10 protein-coding genes and 1 pseudogene are annotated in these 11,397 nt (G+C 73.4%); 8 read left to right on the plus strand and 3 right to left on the minus strand.

Features of this window, described 5'->3' with window-relative positions:
* Window positions 1-229: pseudogene (locus tag D471_RS40090) on the plus strand (hypothetical protein); the annotation flags it as partial.
* 218 nt (window positions 230-447) lie between these two features.
* Here D471_RS40090 and D471_RS0108680 read toward each other — a convergent pair.
* Entirely contained in the window at window positions 448-1,761 is a 1,314-nt protein-coding gene (locus D471_RS0108680) for an acyltransferase family protein (RefSeq protein WP_017598256.1), read from the minus strand.
* A gap of 167 nt (window positions 1,762-1,928) precedes the next feature.
* Here D471_RS0108680 and D471_RS0108685 point away from each other — a divergent pair, with 167 nt between their 5' ends.
* The 7 genes from D471_RS0108685 (at window position 1,929) to D471_RS33575 (ending at window position 9,363) form a co-directional block, all read left to right on the plus strand.
* A complete protein-coding gene (locus D471_RS0108685) occupies window positions 1,929-2,870 on the plus strand; it encodes a DUF3068 domain-containing protein (protein WP_017598257.1) in 942 nt (313 codons plus the stop codon).
* The gene (locus D471_RS0108690; RefSeq protein ID WP_017598258.1) at window positions 2,854-3,792 is read left to right on the plus strand and encodes a decaprenyl-phosphate phosphoribosyltransferase; all 939 of its coding nucleotides are present in this window, start codon (window positions 2,854-2,856) and stop codon (window positions 3,790-3,792) included. The genes D471_RS0108685 and D471_RS0108690 overlap by 17 nt, the downstream gene beginning before the upstream one ends.
* Complete coding sequence (locus tag D471_RS0108695) at window positions 3,789-5,147, plus strand: FAD-binding protein (RefSeq protein WP_017598259.1); 1,359 nt, start codon at window positions 3,789-3,791, stop codon at window positions 5,145-5,147. Before D471_RS0108690 ends, D471_RS0108695 begins: the two co-directional genes overlap by 4 nt.
* Before the next feature lie 41 nt (window positions 5,148-5,188).
* Window positions 5,189-5,941, plus strand: coding sequence for a decaprenylphospho-beta-D-erythro-pentofuranosid-2-ulose 2-reductase (locus D471_RS0108700; RefSeq protein ID WP_017598260.1), 753 nt, complete (start codon window positions 5,189-5,191; stop codon window positions 5,939-5,941).
* A gap of 58 nt (window positions 5,942-5,999) precedes the next feature.
* Window positions 6,000-7,151 (plus strand): sensor histidine kinase, encoded by a 1,152-nt coding sequence (locus D471_RS33570; protein WP_083924166.1) that lies wholly within the window; start codon window positions 6,000-6,002, stop codon window positions 7,149-7,151.
* Window positions 7,148-7,819, plus strand: a complete 672-nt coding sequence (locus D471_RS0108710) for a response regulator transcription factor (RefSeq protein WP_017598262.1) — start codon at window positions 7,148-7,150, stop codon at window positions 7,817-7,819. Before D471_RS33570 ends, D471_RS0108710 begins: the two co-directional genes overlap by 4 nt.
* Window positions 7,820-8,220: 401 nt before the next feature.
* Window positions 8,221-9,363, plus strand: a complete 1,143-nt coding sequence (locus D471_RS33575; protein ID WP_017598264.1) for an alpha/beta hydrolase family protein — start codon at window positions 8,221-8,223, stop codon at window positions 9,361-9,363.
* A 68-nt stretch (window positions 9,364-9,431) separates the two neighbouring features.
* On the opposite strand, the gene D471_RS0108720 is transcribed toward D471_RS33575, so the two are convergent.
* Both D471_RS0108720 and D471_RS33580 read right to left on the minus strand, forming a co-directional pair.
* Window positions 9,432-10,745, minus strand: coding sequence for an MFS transporter (locus D471_RS0108720; RefSeq protein WP_152486258.1), 1,314 nt, complete (start codon window positions 10,743-10,745; stop codon window positions 9,432-9,434).
* Between the two features lie 92 nt (window positions 10,746-10,837).
* Window positions 10,838-11,397: oxygenase MpaB family protein (locus tag D471_RS33580; RefSeq protein WP_017598266.1), on the minus strand; the 560-nt coding region annotated here is incomplete at its 5' end.

Consider the following 11,397-nt stretch of genomic DNA (forward strand, 5'->3'; position numbering starts at 1 on the left):
CGGCTACACGGCCGAGGCGGACACCGGGGCGGAGCTCCTGCTGGGCGACGCCTGGCTCGAACTGGACCTTCCCGCGGCGGAGGCGGGCGCCAACTGGTACGTGCCCGTGGCCGCCCCGGGGGAGCGCCTGACCCTGCACACCGACCCCGAGGAACTGTGTGTGACCTGGGTGTCGGTGGGCGAGATGGCGCCGTCCGTCGAGGGCAACCCCTGGGACGCGCAGGACTAGCCTCCGTTTCCCGGAACGGTTACTGCAGGGGGTCGCCCGAACGGAGTGAGTGCCGCGCCGGAGGCGTCGGTCGAGGGTGCCCGCCCCACCGCGAAGCGGTCCCCGGGCGGTGGCGGGCGACGAAGAGGGAGGAACCGCGCCGGAGGCGTCCATTGAGGGTGGTGGAGGGCGACGGGCGGGCCGAAGCGAAGCGGCAGGCCCAAGCAGACACAGCTCCCCTACCGCACGAACCTCGGCGTGTGCCTGCGGGACCACCGGCGGCTGGGCTCCTCCACCCACCGGAACGTGGCCCAGGCCAGGAGGACCGTCACCAGCGTCACCGGTAGCGCGTCCAGCCAGAACGAGCCGGTGAAGATCTCCTGCCCGGTGAAGTCCCGCCACAGGTACAGGACCATGAACTGCCACAGGAACACCCCGTAGGAGATCCGGGCGAGGAACTGGCACACCCGGTGCCGCAGCAGCGTCTCCATCCAGCGGCCCCCGGTCCAGGAGCGCGGATCGCGCAGCCGCGTCGGATCGCCGGTGGGCCGGGGCGCGAGCGCGGCGGGGGCGAGGACGAAGAAGGCGAAGCCGATCCCCGTCGCCGAGTTCAGCCCCGAACTCCAGATGTCGCCCGCGCCGATGAACCGTCCACCGGCCGCGGGAGTGGCGTTCAGGACGTAGAAGGCCCCCGCCACCAGCCAGCACACCCCCGGCGAGGCGGCGACGGTCCGGCAGAAGCGCCGTACGGGGCCGCCCCGGCCGGGTTCGCGCCAGGCCCACTCCGAGAGCACCGCGAGCGCCATCCCGGCGGCGAACAGTCCCAGAGAACGCGGCAGCCACGCGTGCATGTACTCGCGCGCCTGCGGATAGAACTGCGGGACCAGGGCGCCGAAGGCGAGCGCGGTCATCAGCGCCAGTCCGATCATGAGCCGCCGCCCCCGCGCGTCGACCGTCCGGCCGCGCCGGGCCCACAGGGACAGGGCGAGGGCGATCAGAGGCAGCAGGAGGTAGAAGCTGACCTCGACGGACAGGCTCCACATCTGGCCGAGCCCGTAGGGCCCGGTGCCGAGCCACGGCGGGTCGGTGTCGAAGGGGAAGGTCAGCGTGAGGACCTCGCCCCAGTACAGGAGGGACCCCAGTTCCTCCCGTGAGTAGACCAGCAGCGCCGTCACGGCCACCACCCAGTAGGCGGGGAACACGCGTACGGCGCGCCGCCACAGGTAGGGGCGGGGGGGCGGGGCCCGNAGCACCGCGCGGGCCCAGGGCCGGTACAACAGTACGCCGGAGAGCGCGAAGAAGAGCGGGACGGCCAGGTCCATGGAGGCCAGGAGCCCGCCGAGCACCCCGGGGGCGAGCGCGTCCCCGGTCTCGGTGGCCACGTGGAAGAGCAGCACCATCACGGCTGCCACGGCACGGATGCCGTCGAGGGTCTCGTGGCGGCCGTCGACCTGGGGCAGCACGAGCGCGGGGTCGAGGGGCCGGGTGGAGGTCGGCGCGCCCCCGGAGGGGGACCCTGTGGGGTCCTCGGGCGCGGTCGGCGTGGGCGCCATGGGGCCTTCCAGAGCGGGAGTCCATTGAAACGCGATGCACTAGAACGTGTTATAAAAATTCAGACACGCCCTGGTGACGTTGTTCACTACTGGGCAGTACTCTACCCGGAACTGAAGCTAGTTCCAGTCTGTTCCGGTCCCTGACTCTCATCCGCCCAGGAGGGCACATGCGCCGTATCGCCGCGGTCGTTCTCATCGCGTTGGGGGTCTTCTGCCTCGCTCTCGCACCCATGATGCGTATGTGGATGGCGAGCTCCCTGATGAAGACTCCACTGGACTACTACAGCCAAACCGTCAACGTCGGGGAGGTCGACTACTTCAACATCGAGGAGGTGGAGTTCGTCGAGGGCGCCGCCGTCGAGGCCCACGCCACCATCCGCGCGGACGTGGCCTCCAGCACCGACGACACCGTCGTCTGGGACCAGTTCACCTGGATCACGGACACCGACCGGGACTTCGGCATCTCCTCCAACAGCCGCAGAGCCGGACACGACCGGGTCACCGGTGAGGCCGTCGACTGCTGCGACGCGATGATCGACGAGGAGTCGGTCGTCCAGGCGGGTCAGCTCTGGAAGTTCCCCTTCATGACCGAGCAGCGGGACTACGACTTCTTCGAGACCACCGTCGAGGAGGTCGTCCCCATGAGGTTCGACGGCGTCGAGGAGATCCAGGGCGTCGAGACCTACCGCTTCGTCCAGACCGTCGAGCCGACCGTCGTCGGCGAGCGCACCATCCCCCGCTCGGTCGCCGGTCTGGAGGGAGAGGGCGACGTCACCGGCGACGAGACCTTCTCCATCACCCGCACCTACTGGATCGAGCCGGTCTCGGGCACCCCCGTCAACGTGGTCGAGGACCAGCACCGCGCCGTCGTCGTCGACGGCGAGGAGGTCCTGGTCCTGCTCAGCGGTGAGCTCGCGTTCAACCAGGCGAGCATCGACAAGAAGATCGAGGACACCGAGCAGGCCCGCGCCGTCCTGCCCCTGCTGCGCACCACGCTGCCGATCGGGCTCGGCGTCCTCGGGCTCGGCCTCATCGCCGTCGCCGTCGTCCTCCTGACCACCGGGCGCCGCGGCGTGGACACCGGACTCCGCAGTGCGAACGTCGGCTGACCCGTCGCCTCCGACCGGCCGGTCACCGGCGGGCCCGACGTCCGGGCGCGCCGGTGACCGGCCGCATCCGCTGGTCGCCCTCGCCCGGGCGTGCCGGCCCCGGCAGTGGCTGAAGAACCTGCTGGTGTTCGCCGCCCCAGGCGCGGCCGGGGCACTCGACCAACCCCAGGCGCTGCTGGTGTGCGCGTGCCTGTTCGCGCTCTTCTGCCTCGCGGCCAGCGGCACCTACCTGCTCAACGACGTCCACGACGCACGCGCCGACCGCTCCCACGAGCGCAAACGCCACCGCCCGGTGGCCTCCGGCGCCCTGCCCGTTCCCGTGGCCGTCATCGCCGGGATCGTGTTCGGCGTCGCGGCGCCCCTGGCCTCTCTGGCACTGGGCGACCTCCGCGTCACCGGACTGCTCGCCGGGTACGTCCTGCTCACCCTCCTCTACACCCGCCTCCTCCGCGACGTGGTCCTGTGCGACCTGGTCGTCGTGGCCGGATGCCACGTCCTGCGCGCCGTCGCCGGGGGCGTCGCCGTCGGCGTCCCCCTCACCTCCTGGTTCGTGCTCGTGCTCTCCCTGGGCGCGCTCCTGGTGGTGGTCGGCAAGCGCGAGGCCGAACTGCGCGCCGCCGGATCCGGCACGCCCGTGCGCCGCACGCTGTGCGCCTACACCAGGAGCTACCTCACCCAGACCCGCACCATGGCCTCCGGCGCGATGATCGTCACCTACTTCCTGTGGGCGCTGGAACCGGGCGGACACACGCTCTGGCACACACTGAGTATCGTTCCGTTCGTCATGTTCGTCCTGCGCTACAACCTGCTCGTCGACCGGGGGGTCGGCGAGGAACCCGAGGAGATCGCCCTGCGGGACCGCCCGATCCAGATCATGCTCGTCACGCTCGTGGCCCTCGTCGCCGCCGGGATCCACCTTTGAACCCGCCGACGCTGCTCACCGGTTGGGGCCGCACCGCGCCGACCGCCGCCCACGTCGTCCGGCCCCGGACCGCGCGTCAGGCCGCCGACGCCCTGGCCAGCGCGGGACCGCGCGGCGCCCTCGCCCGCGGGCTCGGCCGCTCCTACGGCGACGCCGCCCAGGCCGCGGGCGGTCTCGTCCTGGACTGCACGGAACTGACCGGGCCGCCCCGACTCGACCCCGACCGCGGCGAGGTCACCGCGCCCGCGGGCACGAGTATGGGACGGCTCATCACCGCTCTGCTGCGCGAGGGGCACTTCGTCCCCGTCACCCCCGGGACCCGGCACGTCACCCTGGGCGGAGCGATCGCCGCCGACGTCCACGGCAAGAACCACCACGCAGACTCCTCACTCGGCGCGCACGTCCGGGCCCTCACCCTGGTCACCCCCGACGGCCGAACCCGACGGCTGAGCCCCGACGGCGACGACACCGACCTGTTCTGGGCGACCGTCGGCGGCATGGGCCTCACCGGAGTCATCACCGAGGCCACCATCGCCGTCCACCCCGTCGAGACCGCCTACGCCCGGGTGGACACCGACCGCACCGGCGGCCTCGACGCCACACTGGACCTCATGGCGCGCACCGACGACGACTACCGGTACACCGTGTGCTGGCTCGACCTGCTGGCCCGGGGCGCCGCGACCGGGCGGGGCGTCCTCACCCGCGCCCACCACGCGCGGATCGCCGACCTTCCGCGCCCGCTGCGCCGCGATCCCCTGCACCACCGCCCCACGGCACCGGTCGGGGCTCCTCCCTGGGCGCCGCCGCGCCTGCTCAACCGGTGGACCGTCGGCGCGTTCAACGCCGCCTACCACGCGGCCGCGCCCGAACGCCGCCGCGGCCAGGCCCAGCCCCTGTCCTCCTTCTTCCACCCGCTCGACGCCGTGCGCGGCTGGAACCGGGTGTACGGACCGCACGGGCTGGTCCAGTACCAGTTCGTCGTGCCCTTCGGTGCGGAGGACACCCTCACCGACATCGTGACCGGCCTGTCGCGCGCGGGAGCGCCGTCCTTCCTCGCCGTCCTCAAACGCATGGGCGAGCCCACCCCCGGACCGCTCTCCTTCCCGCGCCCCGGATGGACCCTCGCGCTCGACCTGCCCGCGGACCTGCCCGGGCTGGGACGGCTGCTCGACGGGTTCGACGAGCGCCTGCTCGAGGTCGGCGGCCGCCTGTACCTGGCCAAGGACAGCCGCGCCCGCGCCGAGACCGTGCGCGCGATGTACCCCGACCTGCCCGCGTGGCGGCGCGTCCGCGAGCGGGCCGACCCCGACGGGGTGCTCGTCTCCGACCTCGCGCGCCGTCTGCGCCTGGTCTGACGGCGGCCCCGACACACAGCCGAAGGAGAGGACGACCGACCATGCGCGACTCGGTGGGAACCGTGCGGACGGTGCTGCTGCTCGGCGGCCGGAGCGAGATCGGCCTGGCCATCGTCGAACGGCTGGTCAGGGACGGCGCCCGCGAGGTGGTGCTCGCGGCCCGGGGCGGCGTGGAGGCGTACCCGAGCGCGCTCACCGCCCTCGGCGCCACCGTGCGCTCGGTGGACTTCGACGCGACCCTCCCCGACACCCACGTGAAGGTCGTCGACCACGTCGTGGAACTGGTCGGCGACCTGGACGTGGTCGTGGACGCGTTCGGCGTCCTGGGGGACCAGGCGGAGTTCGAGGCCGACCCGGCCGCCGCCGCCCGCGCCGCGGCGGTCACCTACACGGGACACGTGTCCGTCGGTCTGGCCGTGGCCGCGCGCCTGCGCGCCCAGGGCCACGGCGCGTTGGTCGTGCTCTCGTCCGTGGCCGGGGTGCGGGTGCGCCGGTTCAACTTCGTCTACGGGTCGGCCAAGGCCGGTCTGGACGGCTTCGCGCAGGGGTTGGCCGACTCCCTGCACGGCACCGGCGCGCGCGTGCTGGTGGTGCGCCCGGGCTACGTGCCGACGCGGATGTCCGCGCACGTGGATCCCGCGCCCTTCCCCGCCACGCCGGGGCGGGTGGCCGAGGCGGTGGCGGCCGGGTTGCGCTCCGGGGCCACCACGGTGTGGGCCCCGCGCGTGCTGGGACCGGTGTTCGCGGGGATGCGGATGCTCCCCCGGGCGGTGTGGCGGCGGCTGGGCCGCTGACCGGTCTCAGACCACGGTCGGATGGCGGGCGGCGGCGCCCTCACTAGCATGGGCCGGTATGTCCGACCGGAGACCGATCCGAACACGGCACGTCGGTGCCGACGTCCGCCTACCCGTGTGGGCCGAGGACGCCGCGCTCGCCAGCGGTGTCGCGGCGGTCGGGGCCGCCTTCGCGCTCTCCGATCCCCTCGCCGCGGTGCTGAGCGTGGCCCTGGGAGCCTCCCTCGCGGTGCGCAGGACCCTTCCGGCCCTGGCCCTGGCGTGGGCGACCGCCGCCGCGGGAGCACACGCGCTCCTCCTGACCGGACCCACCGCCGCGGTGATCGCCGTACCCGTCCTGGTCCACGGGCTCGCCCGATGGTCCCGGAGGGCGCCGGCACGGGTCGGTCTCGGCGTCGCGCTGGCCGGGGCCGTGGTCGGTCCCGTCCGGTGGCTGACGACCGGGGAGGAGGCGGTCGCCGCCGGGGACGTGCTGACGACCGTGGCGGCCCACGCGGGCGTGGTGCTGGTCGCCTACGCCCTCGGCCGCCGGGGACGGGACCGGGCGGACCGGGCCGCCGCCGAGGCGGTGGCCGAGGAGCGCGGCCGGATCGCACGGGAGGTGCACGACATCGTGGCGCACTCGCTGTCCGTGATCGCCGTCCAGGCCGAGGGAGGCCGGGCCCTGGCCGCGCGCGGCCCGGAGCGCACCTTCGAGGTGTTGTCGGTGGTCTCGGCGACCGCCCGGGAGGCGCTGGAGGACATGAGGGAGATGGTCGCGCTGCTGCGGCGGGGCGACACTCCCGGGAGCCCGGAGGGAAACCGGCCCCCTCCGGGGCTCGCCGACCTCGGGGAACTCGTCGGCGGGCTCGGAGGCCGGGCCCGGTTGCGGGTCGACGGGCCGCCCGCGGCGGTCGGGTCGGTGCTCGGCCTGACGGTCTACCGGCTCGTCCAGGAGTCCGCGACCAACTTCCTGCGCCACGCCGGGTCCGCCGCCGTCCTGGACGTGCTGGTGGTGGTCACGGCGGAGGCGGTCGAGGTCCACGTGAGCGACGACGGACTCGGTTCCGCCGCCCGCGACGACGGTCGCGGACACGGGCTGCGGGCCATGCGGGAGAGGGTCCGCCTGCACGGAGGGACGATGGTGTGCGGTCCGCGGGCACGGGAAGGGTTCGGACTCCACGCGGTGCTTCCGCTGCGGACGCCCACGGAGGAGGGGGTGCGACCATGAGCGTCTCCGTCTTCCTCGTCGACGACCAACGCCTGGTCCGCGACGGTTTCCGGATGATGATCGACGCCCAGGACGACATGGCCGTGGTCGGGGAGGCGGGAGACGGGGCCGCCGCGGTGGAGGCCCTGCGGACGGTCCGCGCGGACGTCGTCCTGATGGACATCCGCATGCCGGTGACGGACGGCGTCGAGGCGACCAGGAGGCTGACCCGGGCGGGGAACCCGGCACGGGTGCTGATCCTGACCACGTTCGACCTCGACGAGTACGTCTTCACGGCGCTCGGGGCCGGTGCCGCGGGGTTCCTCCTCAAGGACGCCCGCCAGGAGGATCTGCTGTCCGCGGTCCGGAGCGTGGCCGACGGCGGCTCCGTCCTGGCGCCGGGGCCGACCCGGCGTCTGCTGGACCGGGTCGTCGACACCCTCCCCGGCGGCCCCGGGCGCAACGCCCACGCCCGATCGCTGGCGACGCTCACGCCGCGTGAGACGGAGGTGCTCCGGGAGATCGCCGCCGGTGCGACGAACCGGGAGATCTGCGACCGCCTCCACATGGCCGAGGGCACCGTCAAGACACACGTGGGCCGCCTGTTGGCGAAACTGGGCCGCCGGGACCGGGTGGGCCTCGTGCTCTTCGCCTTCGAGGCCGGACTGGCCTCCCCGAACACGGACTGAGGCGGGCCGGAGGACCGAGGGGCCACCGCCTGACGGACCGGAGGACCCGGGACCGCGGTCGCATGCCGTGGACGTGAGGTTCGGACTCCGGGTGGATTCCCGCCGCCGCGGCGATCCGTAGTTTCGGTGGTCCCGCCAGCGCCGTGTCCGCCGAGGAGGCTCTCCGTGCCCCTGCCCGAAGCCGTGTTCGTCTGTTCGATCGTCGTCTCGCTGCTCGCCGCCTGGACGCCGCCCCGCGTCCCTGGGCCGCCCGCACGCGTCGCGGCCGTCCTCCTCCTGGCGGCCGGGGCCGGACTGGTGGTGGCGGGTGAACCGCGCTGGCAGTGGCTGCCGATCATCGCGGGGGCGGTCCTCGCCCTGGTGGCCCTCGCGTCGCGCCGACGCGGGCCACGGCGGGCCNCGTGGCCCTGGCGGTGACCGCCGTCGGATCCCTGGCGGCGTGGTCCTTCCCGGTGGTCGCCCTTCCGGAGCCGACGGGGGAGTACGCGGTCGGTACGACCACCGTGCAGTGGGACGACCGGGGGCGGGAGGAGACGTGGACGGACGACCCCGACGACCACCGGATCGTGGTCGCCCAGATGTGGTATCCGGCCGACGGGGACGCCGGACCGGGTGACCGCGCTCCCTACCTCGGGCGCAGCGCGGGCGCGGCGCGCGTGGTCGCCGACGGGCTGGCGGACGCGTTCGGTGTCCCCGGATTCCTGCTGGACGACGCGGCCCGAGCCGACACGCACGCGACCACGGACGCCGAGGTCGCGCCGGGGCGGTCGCGGTACCCGGTGGTGGTCTTCTCTCCCGGTCTCGGGGGTGTGCGCTCCCAGAACACGGCCTGGGCTCAGGAGCTGGCGAGCCACGGATACGTCGTGGTCGCGTTGGACCATCCCCACGACTCGGCGGTGGTCGTCCTGGAGGACGGGACGGTCATCCGGGGACGGGTGGCGGCGACGGGCGACCCGGACGAGGACGAGCGGCGCGCCGCGGAGTGGACGTCGATCCGGGCGCAGGACATGCGTTTCGTCCTCGCCCGTCTGCGCGAGGAGAACGACTCCGGTCGGGGACCACTGGCCGGACGGCTCGACCTGCGCCGCGTCGCCGCCGCCGGTCACTCCCTCGGCGGCGCGGCGGCCATCGCGGCCGCGGTCCGGGAACACGGGTTCACGGCCGTGATCGATCTCGACGGGTATCCGGGGCGCGTGGCGGCCACGACCTATCCCCAGCCGCTGCTCGCGCTCGTCGCGGGCGCGGGGGCGGGCGACGCCGAAGGTGACCGGCGCTACGCGGAGAGCCTGGACAGGGTCCTGGAGGCGAGCGCCGGACCGGGCTACCGGCTGACGGTCGCCGAGGCCGCGCACCTGAGTTTCACCGACGCGCCCCTCTACCTCCCGCCGGTGCCCTCACTGGTCGGAACGGCCGACCGGACCGCCGCGCACCGGACCACCGCGCGGGCCACGCTCGTCTTCCTCGACGTGACGCTGCGCGGCGCGTCAGAGGATCTCGACGCGGCGCTGTCGGATCTCGGCGACCTGACCGTGTTCCCCGGGTGACCGGACCGCGTCGCGGCCCGGGTGGGGCGCACCGGGTGTCCGCTCGCCGAGCGGACACCCGGTGGCGCTCACGTCCGCCGCGTGCCCACGCCCGCGGCGGTCAGGCGGTAGAAGGCCAGCGGAACCAGGCACGAGAGCATGATCGCGGCGGGCACCAGCGTGCTCCCGACCAGCATGCCCCGCAGGGCCTCGTCGCTCTGGCGCACGGTCTCGCCCGCGCCGGACTCCACGTATCCGCTGACCGCCAAGGACAGGGACAGCAGTCCCGTGCCCACGGCCTGCGCCATCGCCTCACCCGAGGTCCACACCCCGGACAGAACGCCACCCTGGCGCTGCCCCGACTCGCTCGGTGTGGCCAAGCAGTCGGCCAGCATGGAGGCCGGAAGCAGATGGGTTCCGGACAACCCGACACCGACCAGGACGGACGACAGCACCGCCCCGGGCACGCCCCAGACCGGGATGAGCAGCAGTCCCAGACCGCCGAGCGCGAACACCCCGGCCGCGTACCCGGCCGCCGCCCGTTTGTCGACGCGCACCGACAGTCGTTTCCACAGCGGTGCCGTGACCATCAGCGGCACCAGGACGCACATCATGAGAATGCTCGTGTAGGCCGGTTCACCCATGACGTTGGCGGTGACGTAGGGAACGCCCGCCACCATCGTCCCGCTCGCGACCGCCATGAGCAGGTGGGCCGGGAACAGCACCCGGAAGTGCCGGTGGCCGAACGCCGCCCGCAGCTGGGGTAGCAGCCCCTCGGTCCGGTGACCGAACACCGGACGCGGGGCCCGTCGCGTGCCCGCGACGGAGCCCAGCATGGCCGCCAGGAGCACCGCTCCCATCGCCAGGCCCATGACCCGGTAGCCGGTGGCGTCGTCGTCGAAGGACGACTGGATGACCGGCGCCGCCGCCCCGCCGAGCAGCAGGGCCAGCCCGACGAAGGCGGTCCGCCACGTGTTGAACGTGGACCGCTCGTGGTAGTCGTCGGTGATCTCACCCGGCATCGCGGTGTGCGGTACCTGGAACATCGACGCCGCAAGCGCGGCCGCGACGAAGAGCAGCGCCACGTACCCGGCGGCCGCGTCCCCCTGGAGGGGAGGGCCCGCGAACACGGCCGCGAACAGGACCGGGAGGGTCAGCGCGCCCGCGAGCATCCACGGACGGCGCGGACCCCACGACGATCGCGTCCGATCTGACCAGATGCCGATGTACGGACTGACCAGAAGATCGACCAGCTTGGGCAGGAAGACCACGATCCCCGCCAGAGCGGGACTCACCGAGAGGGAGTCGGTCAGGTAGATGAGCAGCAGCAGGCCCGGAACGGTGTTGAACACACTCGTGGCCACGGCGCCGCTGCCGTACCAGGCGTGCACCGACCGCGGCAGGGCGCCGGACCCGCCCCGACGGGGCTCGTCCCCGTGACCGCCCGCGGGGCCGGACCGGTCGTCGCAGATCGGGGAGCCGGTGGGAGGCGGTGTCACGCCGAACCGTCCGCGCCGGCCCCCTCGACGTGTCCGACCGGGTCGACGTCGTGCGCCACCGGGCAGCTCGCGGGGAACGTGCCGATCCGGTTGACGTCGTAGCCCTTCGGGTAGCTGCGCACGTTCGGGTTGTTGTCCGCCCACAGCGGCTCCTCGCGCGGCTTCATCCTGCGCACCACCTTGGCGCGCAGCTTCAGGGCGATGTCCGAGGAGCGGCGCCAGGCACGGCTCGGCGGGTCGTAGCGGAAGGCCCGGATCAGGGAGTCGTCGAGGATCGCCATCGAGAACTTGCGCGCCAACCCGGCCACACGCGGCGGGTAGAAGGTGACCATGAGGTCGAGGGTGGCGTCGGAGACCGCGCGGCCGCCCTCGGTGTAGGCGAAGTGCTCGTCCTCGTAGGCGTCCAGGAGTGTGCGGAACTCCTCGTAGGTCTCGGGGATGTCCTTGATCCCCATGTGTCTGCCGAGCTTGCGGTAATAGTGCGTGATCGCCGCGATCTCGTGGTCGGACAGGCGGCGCCACCCGTACCCGTAGTCGTTGAGCCAGCGCACGGGCA

The organism is Nocardiopsis lucentensis DSM 44048 (assembly GCF_000341125.1).
Lineage (GTDB): Bacteria > Actinomycetota > Actinomycetes > Streptosporangiales > Streptosporangiaceae > Nocardiopsis > Nocardiopsis lucentensis.